Source organism: Hymenobacter rubripertinctus (genome assembly GCF_003583925.1).
GTDB classification, from domain to species: Bacteria; Bacteroidota; Bacteroidia; order Cytophagales; family Hymenobacteraceae; genus Hymenobacter; species Hymenobacter rubripertinctus.
In genome coordinates, this window is sequence record NZ_QYCN01000018.1 from 36466 (window position 1) to 53496 (window position 17031).

At 60.5% G+C, this 17031-nt stretch carries 12 protein-coding genes; 9 read left to right on the forward strand and 3 right to left on the reverse strand.

Annotation, left to right across the window (positions count from 1 at the left end):
* Positions 1–146: 146 nt before the first annotated feature.
* The 3 genes from D0T11_RS12990 to tilS form a co-directional block, all read right to left on the reverse strand.
* Positions 147–2789 carry a TonB-dependent receptor gene (locus tag D0T11_RS12990; RefSeq protein WP_147374644.1) on the reverse strand — a complete coding sequence of 881 codons (2643 nt, stop codon included), beginning with the start codon at positions 2787–2789 and terminating at the stop codon, positions 147–149.
* A gap of 31 nt (positions 2790–2820) precedes the next feature.
* Positions 2821–3684 (reverse strand): GLPGLI family protein, encoded by an 864-nt coding sequence (locus D0T11_RS12995; protein WP_119656229.1) that lies wholly within the window; start codon positions 3682–3684, stop codon positions 2821–2823.
* A 342-nt stretch (positions 3685–4026) separates the two neighbouring features.
* Positions 4027–5355 (reverse strand): tRNA lysidine(34) synthetase TilS, encoded by a 1329-nt coding sequence (gene tilS / locus D0T11_RS13000; protein ID WP_119656230.1) that lies wholly within the window; start codon positions 5353–5355, stop codon positions 4027–4029.
* A 251-nt stretch (positions 5356–5606) separates the two neighbouring features.
* On the opposite strand from tilS, the gene D0T11_RS13005 reads away from it, so the two are divergent.
* The 9 genes from D0T11_RS13005 (at position 5607) to recN (ending at position 16975) form a co-directional block, all read left to right on the forward strand.
* The gene (locus tag D0T11_RS13005; protein WP_119656231.1) at positions 5607–7253 is read left to right on the forward strand and encodes an OstA-like protein; all 1647 of its coding nucleotides are present in this window, start codon (positions 5607–5609) and stop codon (positions 7251–7253) included.
* A gap of 117 nt (positions 7254–7370) precedes the next feature.
* The gene (locus D0T11_RS13010) at positions 7371–8195 is read left to right on the forward strand and encodes an outer membrane protein assembly factor BamD (RefSeq protein WP_119656232.1); all 825 of its coding nucleotides are present in this window, start codon (positions 7371–7373) and stop codon (positions 8193–8195) included.
* A 100-nt stretch (positions 8196–8295) separates the two neighbouring features.
* A complete protein-coding gene (locus D0T11_RS13015) occupies positions 8296–8628 on the forward strand; it encodes a DNA-directed RNA polymerase subunit omega (RefSeq protein WP_119656233.1) in 333 nt (110 codons plus the stop codon).
* Positions 8629–8772: 144 nt separating this feature from the next.
* On the forward strand, positions 8773–9324 hold the full coding sequence (locus tag D0T11_RS23475; RefSeq protein ID WP_119656234.1) for a flavoprotein: 552 nt from the start codon (positions 8773–8775) through the stop codon (positions 9322–9324).
* A gap of 153 nt (positions 9325–9477) precedes the next feature.
* Positions 9478–10131: a phosphopantothenoylcysteine decarboxylase domain-containing protein gene (locus tag D0T11_RS23480; RefSeq protein WP_119656235.1), complete on the forward strand. Its 654-nt coding sequence runs from the start codon at positions 9478–9480 to the stop codon at positions 10129–10131.
* The gene (porD, locus tag D0T11_RS13030) at positions 10124–11047 is read left to right on the forward strand and encodes a type IX secretion system protein PorD (RefSeq protein WP_119656236.1); all 924 of its coding nucleotides are present in this window, start codon (positions 10124–10126) and stop codon (positions 11045–11047) included. The genes D0T11_RS23480 and porD overlap by 8 nt, the downstream gene beginning before the upstream one ends.
* Positions 11048–11962: 915 nt before the next feature.
* A complete protein-coding gene (locus D0T11_RS13035; RefSeq protein WP_182888392.1) occupies positions 11963–14722 on the forward strand; it encodes a T9SS C-terminal target domain-containing protein in 2760 nt (919 codons plus the stop codon).
* 83 nt (positions 14723–14805) lie between these two features.
* Positions 14806–15006, forward strand: a complete 201-nt coding sequence (locus D0T11_RS13040; RefSeq protein ID WP_119656238.1) for a PID-CTERM protein-sorting domain-containing protein — start codon at positions 14806–14808, stop codon at positions 15004–15006.
* A 295-nt stretch (positions 15007–15301) separates the two neighbouring features.
* Complete coding sequence (recN, locus tag D0T11_RS13045) at positions 15302–16975, forward strand: DNA repair protein RecN (protein WP_119656239.1); 1674 nt, start codon at positions 15302–15304, stop codon at positions 16973–16975.
* The last annotated feature ends 56 nt before the right edge of the window (positions 16976–17031 follow it).

The following is a 17031-nucleotide window of genomic DNA, read 5'->3' on the forward strand; positions in this document are numbered from 1 at the left end:
GGCTTAGAGTTTAGATGTGAGAAAGGATGGGGCAGAAGTTAACAGAACGTCATGCAAAGCAGACCGTCATTCTTCGACTACGCCTCCGCCTTCACGGATGCCAGATGAAGAATGACGGTCTTTTGCTCCCTGCTCCCTGCTTTCAATCAAAACGAAACCCGTACCGACGCCAGCGCCTGCCGGGGCCGCAGCTGGTACTCGTTCTGAACCAGGGCAAAGCCGCTGGTGTAGGTCGTCTGGTAGAGGCGGGTATCGAGCAGGTTGCTGGCTTTCAGCTCCACGTCTACTTTGCGGGCAGTTGGCAGCGTGTAGCGGTAGGTAGCGTCCAGAAACGTAGTGCGCACTGCGCGGCCCAGGCCGTTGCTCTGGTAGTATTCGGCCGTCACCAGCACCGAATGCCGCTCGGCCGGGTACCACGAGAGGCCCAGCCGCTGCTCCTGACACGTGGTAGCCGTGCCAAAATCACCGGTTCCGAGCTGGTTGCGCAAGGCGGTCAGGGAGGCCGAGTACTCCAGGCTACCCCAGTCGAAGGCGTTCAGGCTGGCTTTGAAGCGGGTGGTGCCACGCTGGTTGCGGGCAGTGGTGAGCTGGTCGTTGAGCAGCAGGGGCTGGCGGCTGAAGCTGGCGTTGAGTTGCAGGGCCAGGCTCATCTTCCACTCGCTCAGAAACTTGCTCACGCTACCCGCCACCGTCTGGTTCTGGCTCTGGTTGAGCTGGGCCACGGCCACGGTGGTCAGCGTGCCATCGGGCCGCACCAGGCTCCGGGCCAACTGGTTGCGGGTGGCGACGCTGAAGCTGTACGTGGCCCGGTAGAACCACGAGGTGAGCGGGTTCTCGTAGAAGAGGCCGCCATTGAAATTCCAGCTGCGGGTCTGGGTGAGCGGGGCGGCGTTGCGCTGCAAGGTGCGGTAGTCGCGCAGCAAATAGCCGTAGGAAAGCTGTTGTACGCTACCGAACTGGTTGCTGAACCCGGCCCCGCCCGAGGCGTGCCAGAGGCCGCTCAGCTCGTAGCGCCCCGAAAGCCGGGGCTCCAATGCTAAATAGCGCCGCTGTTGGTGCCCGTCCAGCCCGGCGTCGGTGGCGCGAAACGTGCGGTAATTCAGCGGCGCTTCCAGCTCCAGCTGCCACCGTTCGGTTTTATGGGCAATGGCTATCTGGGCATAGTAGCGGCCCTGGTAAGCGCGCAGGCGGTTACGCAGCGAGTCGGGAACGGGTGCCGGGGCCGGCCGGCGGGCTAGGGTAGAGGTGAGACGCTCGATTTCCTGGGTGAAACCCGCCGAATAGGTGTAGTGCCAGTGCTGGCGGCCGGTAATAAAGGCCACCGAGTTGGCCGTGTAAAACGTTTCGGCCCGCGCCTGCTGCTGCGCCCCGGCGTAGGCAGTGCCGCCCGTCAGCACCGCCGGCAGCGGCCCCGGCCTAACGGTGAGCTGCTGGGGCGTGGCGGCCAGCGTGAGCACCGAATTCACCTGCACCACCCGCTGCCCGCCCACCGGCCGCACCAGCCCCAGCCGGTTGCTGAGCGAGTAGGCCGGGTTGGTGGCCCGCTGCGTTACCGCCTGCTCCTGCCCGGCCAGCTGCACCAGCCCATCCTGGGCCTCCCAGCTGCCGGCCACGCTGAGCGTGTTTTTCAGGTAGTAGCGCTGCACGTTGCGCACGTAAGCCAGGTCGGTGGTAAACTGGTTGCTATACAGCCGGTTTTGCTTTTCTTCCCGGAGCGTAACGGCCCGGCCATCGGGGAGGGTGTAGCGGGTGCGGGTGCTGCCGGTCTGGGTTTGCCGGTCGTGCAAATAAGAGGCGTTGATGCGCAGCTGCGCCTCCTTGCTGAAGGGCAGCAGGTGGTTGGCGCTCAGCAGGTGGGCCCGGTTGAACAGGTAGCGACCGGGAGCCAGCGGCGGCGCGTTCAGGGGCTGGGTACCGGTCAGGTCGGGTTTCTGGCTGCCGGGCTCCAGGAGCTGCTGGAAGTCGCCCAGGCCCAGGGGTTTCAGCTCGGCGGCCACGTCCTGGCCGGTGTTGTTGGTCTGGTAGGTGTCGAGGAGCTGCTGGCGGGGCGTGAAGAGCATGGGCGAGAGGTTGGCATTCCACAGCGCCGGCGTGGCGCCCGCGCCCAGTCGGGCCTGCCCGGTGGCCGTTACCTTCTTCTTGAGCTCCAGGTTGAGGGAAGCCTGCTCGGTGGGCTGCACGCCCCGCAGGGCCTTCACGGGCTGGTGGCGCTTGAGCACCTGCACATCCTGCACGGCGTCGGCGGGCAGGTTGCTGCTGGCCAGGTTGTAGCGGTTTTCCAGCAGGTCGGCCCCGTTGATGTAAAACTTCTGGATGGGCCGGCCCTCGTAGAGAATGCGCCCGTCGGCCTCCACCTCCACGCCGGGCAGCTTGCGCAGCACATCGGCAATTACGCGGTCCTTTTTATCGGTAAAGGCCGACACGCGGTAGCTGAGCGTGTCGCCCTCCCGCCGGATGGGCGGGGCTTTGATGAGCACTTCCTTGAGCGGGGTCAGACTCACGGCCAGTGTCAGCTGTACATTCTGGCTGCGGTTAGCCAGCTGTAGGAGCTGCTCGGCGTAACCCAGGGCCCGGGCCGAGAGGCGCAAAGAGTCGCTGGCCGGGGTAGGGGGGAGGGTGAGCGTAAAGCGCCCATCGGCCCCCGAAATCACGAAATCCGAAGCCGGCGGCTGCGCCCTGGTTTCGGCCTCCATCAGAATACCTTGCAGGGGCTGGCCGGCAGCATTGCGCACTGTGCCGGTGAGGATGGTTTGGGCGTATGATGTGCTGCTGCCAAGTAGTGCCAGCAATAGAAATAGATAGCGACAGGGGCTAAACCGACTACTGTTTTTTGTAATCAAGCTCGATGGGATTATTCAGGTGTTTTATTTTATCCCGATACGTTTTACGAACATTTTCCAAATCACCGGATTTAATTGTTCCATTCGCTATAGCATTATCAATAAAGTTGTCGCGGGCAGTGAAATAGCTGCTGTAGTAGTGGCGCTTAGGAACAACAATAGCCGGTAGTTTGGTACGCATCAGTTGGCTAGGAAGAAGTATTCGATACTCTTTGGCAGGTTGATATATGCGGGTCAGTTCAAACTTGTAGCTGCCCGTTGAGTCACTGATAGAAACTATCAATCCTGGCAAACCTCCGAACTTGTAGGGGCCGTTGCTGATGGGAATCTGACGAGTAAACCAAGCCGTATATTTCCTGCCTCCTAGCTTTGTGAAAGCTTTTTGGCATGTATAGCCATTTATGCGGGCAGTGTCAGTTGATAATTTCCAGTTTAAAGAATAGTCATTGTCTTGGTAAGAATATAAAATTTTGTTGATAATTCCATAATAAAGGCAAGTAGTTGTTTTTGAATTTTTTATAATAACGCCGTCAAATTTGTACTTAGGTAGGTTCGTTGCTTCAGTCATACCCGCATACATAGCGGGGGAATTTAAATCGGCATACTGATATTTCAGGATGAGTGAATCTGCTTTATAGCGAACAAAGCTTCTGAACTCTGATGAACTATCTGAAATAGCCAGTTGGGTAAGTTCCTCCCACGTTGTCTTGGAAGTAGAATCCGGCCTGCTGGTCAGGCGATAGAGGCAAATAACCTTGGCGCGAGAGGACTGTGCAATTACTTTGTTACCTGTAAAAATTAGAAACAGAAAAATTGCAAAAAAGATGAAATATATTAGTTTCATTGAAAATTATATTAGAGCTTCAAGAGGATCTGCCACGCTACAAACATATGAATGGCCATAAAAATGCTCACCCCAGCTTACGCTATAACTAATCCATCTACAGCTCCCTGATTTCAACTTGTTTGCATTGCTAGCATTGGTATTTTTTTCAATACCAGTCGTTAATAACGTTACCAGCAGCCAGGCTACTAAACGACGCGCCGCACATCAGTGCGGCCAATAAGGTGAGCTTTTTCATGATAGATTGGTTTGGTGTATGAATGAGCCTAATGTCTGCCTTGGGAACGTGTGTGCCAAGGACCTAATTGCTCCATTTGTGACATCCACCAAACTACCTCCACCCTACATCCGCCGCACCACCAGCACCCGCTCCGTTTCCTCGGTTACCTTGAACCGGTCGTCGGGGCGCAGGCCGATGACCCAGACGATTTTACCGTCGGCCGATACCAGTACCTGCACGTTGTCTTTGAGGTTGAGGGGCACTTTCTGGTCGATGAGGAAGTCACTGAGCTTCTTTTTGCCCTTCATGCCGATGGGCATGAACCAGTCGCCTTCCTGCCAGGGGCGCACGGTGAGCGGGAACTTGAGCGCGTCGGCATCCAGGGCGGCCACGGCTTTACCTTTCGGTACTTCGTAGCCTTCGGGGATTTCCAGCAGCTCGGTGCGCAGGTGCAAACCATCTATTTTGAGGGCTTCCTGGCCGGCCTGGAGCTGGTGGGTGCCAAAGTGTGTGAGCCGGCGCGGGGTGATGACGAGCTGCTCCCGGTCCTTGACCAGCAGGTGGGTGGCCGACTCGAAGCGGCGGCCCGGCTCGGCCCCGAAGCTCTGCACGATGTCCTTGGTGACTATGTAGGAGAAGCCGAAGGGCCGCAGCAGCTCGTGGAGCACCAGGGTAGTGGCAGCCGTTTTTTGCAGCAGCCGGATGTCGAGGTAGGTGGCTTCGGGTTCGGTGCGCTGGGCCTGGGCGGCGGTGTCGGCCACGTAGCGGCGCACGATTTCCTCGGCCCCGCCCACCCGCTCGGCCGTGATGCTCATGGTCTGGTCGAGGTTGGGATTCATGTCGCGCAGCACGGGCAGCACCTCCAGGCGCAGGCGGTTGCGCTGGTACACGGGCGAGTCGTTGCTGGCATCCTCACGCCAGATGAGGCGGTTTTCCACCACGTAATCGAACAGATCGGGCTTGCTCACGCCCAGCAGGGGGCGCACGAGGTGGCCGGTTTTGGGCCGGATGCCGTGCAGCCCGGCCAGGCCGGTACCGTGGGTGAGGTTGAGCAGCATGGTTTCGGCCGTGTCGCGCTGGTGGTGGGCCGTGGCGATACAGGCGTAGCTCTGGCCGGCCCGGATGCGCTCAAACCACTCGTAGCGCAGGACGCGGGCCGCCATCTGGGTCGAAATGCCTTCCTGTTCGGCAAACTTCCTGGTCTGAAAGAACTCCCCGAAGTAGGGTACCTGGTACTGCTGGGCCAGCTTGCGCACGAACTCCTCGTCGGCGTCGGCTTCTTCGGCCCGCAACCCGAAGTGGCAGTGGGCCACGGCAAACGGCTGCCCGAGCCGGTGCAGCACATCGGCCAGCACCACCGAGTCGAGGCCGCCGCTGACGGCCACCAGCACGGTGTCGGTGGGGGAGAAGAGGGCGTTTTCCTGAATAAACTGTTGAATCTGGTCGAGCATGGCAGGGGTGAGCGTAACTAGAAAGCTGGTTCCTCTCCCTGGAAAGGGGTTGGGGGAAGCTGCTGATGGCAGAACGATTTGGCAGGGCTGTGCGTGGATAGCTGTTCCGACGAATCAACCATCCCTACCCCCTGCTTTCCGAGGAAGGGAACCAGCTTTCTAGCGCCAGTCCAGCAATTCCAGCCACGGCCATTCGTACTATTCCGCAAAGAAACGCGTTAGCAACGCCCCTTCCGTACCTTTGTGCCGAAATGTCGCCTTCCAAGTATATTTTTCTCCTGTGCCTGCTGCTCGTGCCACTCCTGGGCCAGGCCCAGAAGCGCCCGGCCCCCACGCTTGCCAAGGGCCAGCCGATTGAGCTGCTGCCCGGCACCCGGGAGCTGATTGGCGGCACCTTCAACGGCGTGGAAATCCGGAAGCTCCTGGGCAACGTGAGCATGCGCCAGGGCACCACGCTGCTCTACGCCGACTCGATGTACCAGTACATCGGGCGCAATGCCATTGAGGCGTTCAGCAACGTGCGCATCGTTCAGAACGACACCATCACCATTACCGGCGACCGGGGCACCTACGACGGCGACACCCGCAAAGCCCGCATGGTGGGCAACGTGACGCTGCGCGACCCGCGCATGACGCTCACCACCCAGGTGCTCGACTACGACCTGACCACCAGCCTGGCCTACTACAGTACCGGCGGCCACCTCCAGGACCCCGAGAATACGCTCGACAGCCAGTTGGGCTACTATAACACGGTGAGTAAGGTGTTCAGCTTCAAACGCAACGTGAAGCTCGTGACGCCCGAAAATACCATCGACACCGATACGCTCCAGTACAACACCATCAGCAAGATTGCCTACTTCTACGGCCCGACGCGCATCAAGGGCAAGCAGGGCAACCTCTACGCTGAAAACGGCAACTACAACACCGCCACCAAGATTTCCAACTTCGCCCGCAACGCCAAAATCGAAACGCCCAACTACCTGCTCGGCGGCGACAAGCTCTATTATGACGAGGCCCGGCAGTACGGGCTGGCTACCGGCCACGTCTCGATGACGTCCAAGAAGGACAACCTCGAAATCCGGGGCGACGTGGGGCGCTACTGGCGGGGGCAGGGCCGCGCCAAGGTGTACGGCAGCCGGGCCGTGATGCGCAACATCTCCGACAAGGACACGCTTTACCTGGCCGCCGATACGCTGGTGAGCCTCGAAGGCCGCCCGCCCCTGAACAAGGCCGGCGTGATTTACGCCTACCGCAAAGTCCAGATTTTCCGCGCCGATTTGCAGGGCCGGGCCGATTCGCTGACCTACGACCGGCAGGATTCCATCATCTACCTCAGCCACGACCCAGTGCTGTGGAACCTGAGCAACCAGCTCACGGCCGACTCGATGGAAATCCGGCAGCGCCGGGGCAAAATCGACCAGATGCGCCTCTACGGGCACGCGTTCAGCATCGGGGAAGACACGCTCAAGAACTACAACCAGGTGAAGGGCCGCAACATGGTGGCCTACTTCGGGGAGAAGGCGATAAAAAAAATCGACGTGCTTGGCAACGCCGAGAGCCTCTACTATGCTCTTGAGGGCGACACGGCCGTGTCGGGTATCAACAAGTCGCTCTCAGCGACCATGGCTTTGCGCTTCGCCGAGAGCAAGCTCCAGACCATCAGTTTTCTCACCAACCCCGAAGCCCGGTTCATTCCGCCCAGCGAGCTGAAAGCCGAAGATTCGCGGCTCAAGGATTTTCGCTGGCGCCCCACCGATAGGCCCACCCGCCGGCAGGTGCTGGGCAAGCACTTTGCCGCGCCCGCCAAACCCAGAAAAAAGCCAACTCCTAAAAAGAAGGCCGCATCTGCCAGGAAAACGCCTGCTAAAAAGCCCGTCACTAAACCCAGCAAGAAGTAAGACTTTAGCGAAACGAGATTCCTCGGCAAGCCCGGAATGACGTTCTCTCACGCTGCCAGGAGTGGTCAACTAACAATTTTCCACCACCAACTGATTATTTGTACCTTTGCGCCCCTTATGCTGTCTTTCCGTCCTGCCTTCTTTCTTTTACTGTTGAGCACCTTGCTGCTCGGGTCCTGCTCTGGCTACCAGAAGCTGCTCAAGAGCACCGACGTGAACAAGAAGTACGAAGCCGCCATCCAGTATTACGACAAAGGCGACTTTTTCAAGGCCGGCACCTTGCTCGAAGAGCTGATTCCGCTGCTCAAAGGCCGCCCCGAAGCCGAGAAGGCCCAGTTCTACTTCGCCAATACCAACTACCGGCAGCGTAACTACACGCTCAGTGCGTTTTACTTCAAAAATTTCCACGACACGTACCCCAACTCGGAGTATGCCCAGGAGGCCTACTTCATGCAGGCCAAGTCGTTGTTCAAGGATTCGCCGGAGTACCAGCTCGACCAGACCAACACTTACACGGCCATTGAGGTGATTCAGGAATTTCTGAACCGCTACCCCGAGAGCCGCTTCCGGGCTGAAGTGGAGGGAATGTCGCAGGAGTTGCAGAAAAAGCTGGAAACCAAGGCCTTTACCGGTGCCCGGCTCTACTACGACCTGCGCTATTACCAGTCGGCCGTAACGGCGTTTACGGGCTTCCAGCAGGGCTACCCAGCCTCGCCTTACGGGGAGCAGGCTGCTTTTCTGAAGCTCAGCGCCCAGTACGACCTGGCCCACGAAAGCGTGGAGAACAAGCAGCAGGAGCGCTACCTGGAGGCTATTGCCTTCTACCAGAGCTTCATTGATGCCTTCCCCCAGAGCAAAAGCCTGAAGGAGGCCGAGCGCATGTACGATCTGGCTCGCACTGCGGTCGATAAAATGAAAACGGCCGGTACAGCGGCCAACTAGTACGCGGCGGCGCTTCGCGGCCCGCCGTATGTTCGTTTTCCGTTCGCCGGTCCGGCGGGCAGCAGCGGATCAACCTCTCAACAATCAGCAACCCAATCATATGAAGACTCCGAATAGCGTCCCCGCTTCCATCGTTACCCGTAACATGTCGGATTTCACCCACGAAACCGGCAACCTGTACGAGAGCCTCGCCATCATCTCGAAGCGTGCCAACCAGATTTCCATCAAGCTCAAGGAAGAGCTCAACGGCAAGCTGGCCGAGTTTGCTACCACCGTGGACAACCTGGAGGAGGTATTCGAGAACCGCGAGCAGATCGAGATTTCGAAGCATTACGAGCGTTTGCCCAAGCCCACCAACCTGGCGGTGGAGGAGTTCCTGGAAGGCAAAATTCACTACCGGATGCCGGCGGAAGAGGACGTGAAAGGCGCGTAAGCGTTAGCCTGCGGATGCGCGTCCGGTACCTGACCGGCCCAAAGCCCCCGCGCTGCCTGCCGTGCCCTCCGGGGTGGGCCGGCAGCGCGGGGGCTTTGGCGGTTACTGCCCGCCCGACTCCGTAAAAACCCGCATCTTTGCCGCATGCTGGAAACTCTGGGAGGCCGAAAAATTTTGTTGGGAGTGTGCGGCAGTATTGCTGCCTACAAAGCCGCGCTGCTGGTGCGTCTGCTGGTGAAGTCCGGGGCCGAGGTACAGGTAATTCTGACGCCCGCCGCCGCTGCCTTCGTTACGCCACTCACGCTGGCCACGCTCTCCAAAAACCCGGTTTTGCAGGGTTTTCTGAAGGATGAGCAAGCGGGCGAGTGGCACAACCACGTGCACCTGGGCCTCTGGGCCGACGCGCTGGTGGTGGCTCCGGCCTCGGCCAACACCCTGGCCCACCTCGCCGGCGGCCTCTGCGACACCCTGCTCGATGCGGTTTACCTCTCGGCCCGCTGCCCCGTGTTCGTGGCCCCGGCCATGGACCTGGACATGTACCAGCACCCTGCTACCCAGGCCAACCTGCGCCGCCTGCGTGAGTATGGCAACACCGTCTGGGAGTCCCCGGCCGGGGAGCTGGCCAGCGGCCTGAGCGGCCCGGGCCGGATGCTCGAACCCGAGGATATTGTGCGGGAACTGAGTAGAGAATTATGAATTATGAATTATGAATTATGAATTATGAATTATGAATGCACTTCTCTAAAAGCTTCTCCTAACGGATTGTGAGCTATGAATTTGAATGAGCCGCTGCGCTGTATGAACGGCCCAATTCATAATTCATAATTCATAATTCATAATTCCCAAAGCATGCACGTTCTTCTCACGGCCGGCCCGACGTATGAGCCCCTGGACCCGGTGCGGTTCATCGGCAACCACAGTACCGGCAAAATGGGGTACGCGCTGGCCGAAACCTTCGCTGCGGCCGGGGCTACCGTCAGCCTCATCAGCGGCCCTACCAAGCTGCCCGACCCGGCCCACCCGGCCATCCGGACCACGCGGGTGCAGACGGCGGCCGAAATGTACCGGGCCGCCGAAGCTGAAGCTGCCAGGGCCGACGTGTGGGTGTTTGCCGCCGCTGTGGCCGACTACCGCCCGGCGGAAGTGGCCGAGCAGAAAATCAAGAAAAGCGGCGACACGCTTACTTTGGAGCTGGTAAAAAACGTGGATATTGCCTTCGAGCTGGGGAAAACCAAGCGGCCCGAACAATTTTCGGTGGGTTTTGCGTTGGAAACCGAGAACGAGCAGGCCCACGCCCTGAGTAAGCTGCACCGCAAGAACTTCGACCTGGTGGTACTCAACTCCCTGCGTGATGCGGGGGCCGGTTTTGGGCATGATACCAACCAGATTACCCTGCTGGCCGCTGATGGCAGCGTGACCCGCTTCGAGCTCAAACTGAAATCTGCGGTGGCCCACGATATTGTGGGTGCCGTGCTGGCCCGTTTGCCCCATTCCCATGCGTAAGCTCCTATCCGTTCTGCTCCTGTTGCCGCTGGCTTTGCTCTGCCGCCCCGCCCGGGGCCAGGAGCTGCTGGCCGAAGTGAACGTGACGACCCAGAACGTCACTATTTCGGATCAGCAACTGATCAAGCAGATGCAGAACGATATGCAGACCTTCCTCAACAGCCGGCCATTCACGAACCGCACGTTGCGGCCGGAGGAAAAAATCCGCTGCAAGGTGTTTGTGGGCATTACAAAAGTGCCCCAGAACGGCACCTACGAGGCTACGGTGCGCCTGCTCAGCACCCGCCCGGTGTACGGCACCGGTTACGAAACCAACGTGCTCAACTTCGCCGACAAGAGCTGGGTGTTCAACTACTCGCCCCAGAACCCGATTGACTACTCCGAAAACACGTTTGTCGGCAACCTCTCGTCGCTGCTCTCCTTCTACGCCTACCTCATTATTGGCATGGACCAGGACAGCTTCGCGCCCCTGAGCGGCGGCCCCTACTACGACCGCGCCCGTACCGTGCTCACCAACGCGGCCTCCCAGAACGTGACCAACGAGGCCGACGGCGGCTGGAAGGATACCCAGAATGCCAACCGATACTGGCTGCTCAACAACCTCCAGGACCCCCAGCTCGAAGCCTTCCGCAGCGGCATCTACGCCTACTACCGTCAGGGCATGGACATTTTCATCACGAAGCCCGACGAGGCCCGCACCAATATGTACACCGCGTTGCAGGGCGTGCAAAAGGCCGTGCAGCGCCGCCCCGGCACCTTGCTGGCCCGGGCCTTCTTCACCACCAAGGCCGATGAAATTGCTAACGTCTTCCGTACCAGCACCGACCAGCAGCTCAAAACCGACCTGGTGACCCTGCTCACCGAAGCCGACCCCACTAACTCGGCCAAGTACCAGACGATTATGAAGCAGCCCTGAATGGACCCGGTACCAACCACGGTAATTGCGTGGCGGATACCAATTAGAAAACGGCTTCAGGAAAAGTACCCGTTATACCGTGCCCGGCGCAGCTCTCTGTTGCCGGGCATTGTCATTTTTGGTAGAAAAGCTTTTGCGGATTTATAGGAGCGAATGGAGAACGTTACGCAGGGACTGAAATAAATGCCATTAAAGGGTTGAAGTGTCTTTGACAACGTATCTCAGGTGCTGAGCATGAAGGTTCGTTACCGGGCTTGATGGTCAGTTGAGCCAACCATACGATTATTACAATCGTCCTGCCGAAGTAGTGTAATACCGGAAAAGTTTAGCGTTATTTGTGTTTATTCGCGTGAGTACATGCACGTGCTATAAATCCAAAATTGCGTTGCCGGCCAGCCTGATACCTGGCTTTTTGTTTGCCCCCTGTTCTGAGTTGGTATTGGACCTGCTGAGCGCCGCCCCAGTACAGAGTAAGAATGCCGAAGGCTTTAGCCAAGCAGTGAGAAGGGCTGAATGCAAGGAGCGTAGTAAGCTCACCCTGGCCTATATCAAGCAGTTATCATGTCCCTTATTCTCAGTTGTTGAATTCAATGACCGAGCGAAGTTCCGGTACGACGGCGGCTACTTGCCACGGCGAACCCTTTCCTGATATCAGCGCAGGTAGGAACGGCTTGAAGGTTAAGGTGTTACCTGTGCTCTATAAAAGGTGTCCATCTTTATATCCTGCGGTAGTTCTTCCATCACGTACTGGCTTTTTTCTTTTTTTCACCTCCATCTTAACTCATAATGAGAAAACTCTACCCCCTGTTAGCATCCTCTCTGCTTTCCATTTCGTGGTCAGCAGATGCTCAGGTGCAGCCTTTGCGCGTCCAGGCGGGGCGCATTATCTCCGGCACCGCCCCGCTTGCTCGCCCCATGCCGCAGCAGGCGGGCCCCGTAGCCCGTACGAGTGCCCTGGCGTGGTCCAGTGCGGCTTCCCTGCTGGCGCCCCGGGCTCAGCACGCCGTAGAGGTGCTGAACGGTAAAATCTACCTGTGGGCCGGCTATGATGGCTCGGTGGCGATGAGCGGTTCGCAGGTGTACGATATTGCCACCAATGTCTGGAGCGTGGGTACGCCGTATCCTTTTGCCGTGCGCGGCCATGCCCACGCCGTGGGCAACAACGGCCTGCTTTACAGCTTTTCCGGCTCCAACGGGGCAGTAGTACCCAACAACTGCTACAGCTTCAATCCGGCCACCAGCGTCTGGACCGCTATTGCCCCCATTCCCACGCCGGTTTGGGAGTCCCGGGCGGTTACAGGTACCGATGGGCGCATCTACGTGTTCGGCGGCGAAGGCTCGCCGACGATTACGCAGATCTACAACCCGACGACCGACACCTGGACCACCGGGGCTTCCATGCCGGGCGATGCTCTGGGCAGCGTCGCCGTCCGGGATGCCAATAACCTGCTGCACGTGATAGCGGGGTTTAACAGGAACTATTCGGCTGTAAACACGCACTACGTTTATAACCCGACGACCAACACCTGGACCACGGCGGCGGCTTTACCGGCCGCGCGCGCCCAGGCCGCCGGCGTGCTGGGTGCCAACAACAAGATTTACGTGATGGGCGGGAAAAGTGATGGAGGCAATCTTTCGGGCTCCTTCAACACCACCTATGTCTACGATCTGGCGACCAATACCTGGAGCACGGACACCAACCTGCCCACGACTCTGGGGGAAACCAAAGCAGTGAGCAGCGGGACGGCCCTATTCGTGGTAGCGGGCACTGGTAACGGTTCCGCTCAGTCAGTCGTTTATCAGTCCGGCGTAACGGCTGAGGTTACCGCCACTTCCTGGACGGGAGCCATATCGACGGACTGGAGTGATGCCGACAACTGGAGCAACGACGTGCCCACGACTACCACGGCCGTCACCATCCCCGCCGGCCGGCCCCGCTACCCGGTGCTGACCACCGGTACCTACACGGCTGGGGCCCTCACCCTGGCCAGCGGCGGCGCCCTCACCCAGAGCGGCGGCACCCTCTCGCTGACGGGCAACTTCAGCAACGCCGGCACCTTCACGGCCACCGGCGGCACCCTGGCCCTCACGGGCAGTGCCAGCCAGACGCTGGGCGGCAGCAGCACCACCAGCCTGTGGAACCTGAGCGTGGGGGCCAGCGGCACCAGCCTCAGCGGCCCGGCCAGCGTGCAGCGCCTGCTCACGCTCAACGGCAACCTGACCACCAGCAGCCAGCCCTTCATGCTGCTCTCCGGCCCCGCCCTCACCGCCATGGTCGTCAACAGCGGCGGCATTGTAGTGGGCACGGCCGCCATGCAGCGCTACATCGACCCGAGCCTGAACGCGGGCCTGGGCTACCGCCACTACAGCTCCCCCGTGCAGGGCACCACCGTGGCCGACCTGGCCACCAGCGGCTTCACGCCCGTCGTCAACCCCGACTACAACACGGCCCCCAACCCCGGCGCTACCCGGCCCTTCCCCACCGTCTACGGCTACGATGAGGCCCGCCTGACCAGCGCCAGCGCCCTGACCCAGGCCTTCGAGTTCGGCTACTTCTCCCCCGCCGCCCTCTCCAACGCCCTCAACCCCGGCCGGGGCTACACCGTCAACATCGCCGCCAGCGAGAAGGTCGCCCTGATGGGCACGCTCAACAACGGCACCGTGCCGGTGGGTGCGCTCTCGCGAGGCTCCCAGGCCAACGCCGGCTGGCAGCTGCTGGGCAACCCCTACCCCGCTCCGCTCGACTGGAACGCGGCCCGCACGGGCCTGCCCACCGGCGTGCAGGACGCCATCTACGTCTACAAGTCGGCCGACCAGTACAACGGCTCCTACCAGTCCTACGTGAACGGCGTGGGCACGCTGCCCGGCGGGCTGATTCCGGCCATGCAGGGCTTCTTTCTGCGCGTGAGCCAGAACGTGCCCAGCTTCAGCTTCCAGAACGCCTGGCGCGCCACCAGCTACCAGAACCCGACCTTCAACCGCGCCACGGCCGACGCCCGGCCGCTGGTGCAGCTGGACCTGGTGGATGCGCGCGGCACCCACGAGCCCACGTTTGTCTACTTCGAGGCCGGGGCTACGGCCGACTTCGACAGCCACTTCGACGCCGGCAAGCTGGCCAACTCCACGGGCCTGAACCTGAGCAGTGAGGCGGCCGGCCAGCAGCTGGCCGTCAATGGGCTGCCCGTACTGACGGCCGGCCCCGTGAGCGTGGCGCTGGCCGTGGGCGTGCCCACCACCGGCACTTACGTGCTGGAGGCGGCCGTGCTGGCCAACCTGGCCAGCACGGCCGTGTACCTGCACGACGCCGAAACGGGCCAGCGGGTGAACCTGCACCAGCAGCCCCGCTACAGCTTCACGGCCAGCAACGCGGCGCTCATCAGCGGCCGCTTCTCGCTCAGCTTCGGGCCGCTGGGGCCGCTGGCCACTACTGCCGGGGCGCTGGCGGCCCGGGTGCAGGCCTACCCCAACCCGGCCCACAGCCAGCTGACCATCGTGCGTCCCGCCGGCGGTACGGCTTCGGCCACGCTGCTCAACGCGGTGGGCCAGGTGGTGCGCACCGTGGCCCTGCCCACGGCCCAGACCACGCTCGACGTGGCCGATTTGCCCGCGGGCCTCTACCTGGTGCGCGTGGTCGTCAACGGCGAAGCCGTGACCAAGCGCCTGGTGGTGGAATAAGCTGACCGGCGGCGGGGGCCTTCCAACCGGGAGGGGTCCGCCGCCCACCGGATTTCAACTAAACTTCTTACGTGATTCAACCCATGACCAAAGTCTTTCTTGTATTGCTACTGCTGCTGACCACGGTTTCTTTCGTCGCCCTGGCCCAGGGCCCCGGCTCGGGCGGACCGATTCCGGATCCTACCGACCCCACGGCCGTCCCGATTGACGGCGGCGCCTCCCTGCTGCTGGCGGCCGGCGCGGCCTACGGCCTAAAAAAACTGCGCGCCCGCCGTCGGGCCTGAAGCCGGGCGGCCCATTAGTGGCCGCAAATACGAGTCCCTCTGGTCGAATGGCCGGAGGGATTTTTTTTTGCTAGTGGAGGAGGAGGGGAGTTGGGGCTTAATCTGCCCACCCACTATATAGGGCTGGCCCAGCGCTTGTTTTTGCTAAAATGATTGGTGGTGCTTGCTTTGTTGTTGTGAACCGCTAATTTTATTAGTCGAAACGCCTTTGGTTAGCGCGGGCAAGTGCGGAAGCCGTTCCAGGCTGCGCCGGTTCTGCCAACTCGGGGCCTAATGCTTCCTAACCTGATGCGCTATGCTGGTTGACCTGCGAATTCACAATTACGCCCTGATTGAAAAACTGGAGCTGAAGCCTTCGGCTCTGCTCAACATCATTACCGGTGAAACGGGAGCCGGCAAATCCATTATGCTCGGGGCCATCGGCCTGCTGCTGGGCAACCGCGCCGACTCGCGCATGCTCTTCGACACCGCCAAAAAGTGCGTGATTGAGGGCCATTTCGACATCCGCAGCTACCAGCTCCAGGATATCTTCGAATCTGAAGACCTGGACTATGACCAGCAGTGCATCCTGCGCCGGGAGCTGAGTCCGGCCGGCAAGAGCCGGGCTTTCGTGAACGATACGCCCGTGACGCTGGAAACCCTGCGCCACATCGGGGCCAACCTCATGGACATTCACTCCCAGCACGATACGCTGCTGCTCGGGGATGCCGTGTTTCAGCTCAACCTGCTGGATTTGTACGCCAACCTGGTGCCCACCCGCGCCCAGTACAGCAACGCCTACCGCCAGTACCGCAAGCTCGAAACCGACCTCAAAACCCTGGAAAGCCAGGTAGCCCAGGCCAACAAGGAACTCGATTACCACAGCTTTCTGCTCAGCGAGCTGGAAGAAGCCAGCCTCGACAATGAGCGCCAGGACGAGCTGGAGCAGGAGGTGAAGGAGCTGGAGCACGCCGAGGAAATCAAGTACAAGCTCACCCACGCCCTGCAAAGCCTGAGCGAGGGCGAATACTGCGCCACCGGAGCTCTCAAGGACGCGGCCGTGCTGCTGGGCCAGATTGCGCCCTACTCCGAGCCCGTGAAGGACCTGCGCCACCGCCTCGACAGCTGCCTGATTGAGCTGCGCGACATCACCGACGAAATTGAGCAGGTGGAACGCCGCACCGAGGGGGACCCGGCCCGCATCGACGAGTTGCAAAGCCGCCTCAACGTGCTCTACAGCCTCCAGCGCAAGCACCACGTGCGCGACGTGGTGGACCTGCTGGCCGTGCGCGCCGACCTGCGCGACAAAGTGGGCTCCGTGTTCAACCTTGACAAGCAGATCAGCCGCCTGCGCCGCGACGCCGACGCCACCCTCGCCACGGTGCAGAAGCAGGCGTTGCGCCTCTCCGAAGCCCGCCGCAAGGTGTTTCCCAAGTTCGAGAAGGAACTGGCTGCCCTGCTCATGGACCTGGGCATGCCGCATGCCCGCATCGTAGTGCAGCACCAGGAAAGCGCCCCCGCCGTCAGTGGTATCGATGAAGTCAGCATCCTGTTCACGGCCAACAAGGGTGCCCAGCCCCAGACGCTGAGCAAGGCCGCCTCGGGCGGGGAATTCTCCCGCCTCATGCTCTGCATCAAGTACATGCTAGCCGACAAAACAGCCCTGCCGACCATCGTGTTCGATGAAATTGACACCGGTATCAGCGGGGAAATTGCTCTGAAAGTGGGCCGTATGATGCAGCAGATGGCCCAAAAGCACCAGCTCATTGCCATCAGTCACCTGCCCCAGATGGCCGCCGCCGGCGACGCCCACTACTTCGTGTACAAGGAAGACCGCGCCGACCGCACCGTGAGCCGCATCCGGTTGCTGAGCCAGGAGGAGCGCATCCACGAAATTGCCCAGATGATTTCCGGGGCCAACCCCACCCTGCACGCCACCCAGAGTGCCCGCGAGCTGCTGGCGTTGCGCGGGGTGGAAATGGCGGGGTAGGAGAGGATGGTTTTTCGTTTTTCGTTTTTGGTTGATGGTAATATTGTAAACTTGAG

Bases quoted from the DNA above. Each gene is read 5' to 3' on its own strand.
- D0T11_RS12995 (WP_119656229.1), bottom strand. From the start codon at position 3,684: ATGAAACTAATATATTTCATCTTTTTTGCAATTTTTCTGTTTCTAATT.
- tilS (WP_119656230.1), bottom strand. From the start codon at position 5,355: ATGCTCGACCAGATTCAACAGTTTATTCAGGAAAACGCCCTCTTCTCC.
- D0T11_RS13005 (WP_119656231.1), top strand. From the start codon at position 5,607: ATGTCGCCTTCCAAGTATATTTTTCTCCTGTGCCTGCTGCTCGTGCCA.
- D0T11_RS13010 (WP_119656232.1), top strand. From the start codon at position 7,371: ATGCTGTCTTTCCGTCCTGCCTTCTTTCTTTTACTGTTGAGCACCTTG.
- D0T11_RS13015 (WP_119656233.1), top strand. From the start codon at position 8,296: ATGAAGACTCCGAATAGCGTCCCCGCTTCCATCGTTACCCGTAACATG.
- D0T11_RS23475 (WP_119656234.1), top strand. From the start codon at position 8,773: ATGCTGGAAACTCTGGGAGGCCGAAAAATTTTGTTGGGAGTGTGCGGC.
- D0T11_RS23480 (WP_119656235.1), top strand. From the start codon at position 9,478: ATGCACGTTCTTCTCACGGCCGGCCCGACGTATGAGCCCCTGGACCCG.
- porD (WP_119656236.1), top strand. From the start codon at position 10,124: ATGCGTAAGCTCCTATCCGTTCTGCTCCTGTTGCCGCTGGCTTTGCTC.
- D0T11_RS13035 (WP_182888392.1), top strand. From the start codon at position 11,963: ATGCCGCAGCAGGCGGGCCCCGTAGCCCGTACGAGTGCCCTGGCGTGG.
- D0T11_RS13040 (WP_119656238.1), top strand. From the start codon at position 14,806: ATGACCAAAGTCTTTCTTGTATTGCTACTGCTGCTGACCACGGTTTCT.
- recN (WP_119656239.1), top strand. From the start codon at position 15,302: ATGCTGGTTGACCTGCGAATTCACAATTACGCCCTGATTGAAAAACTG.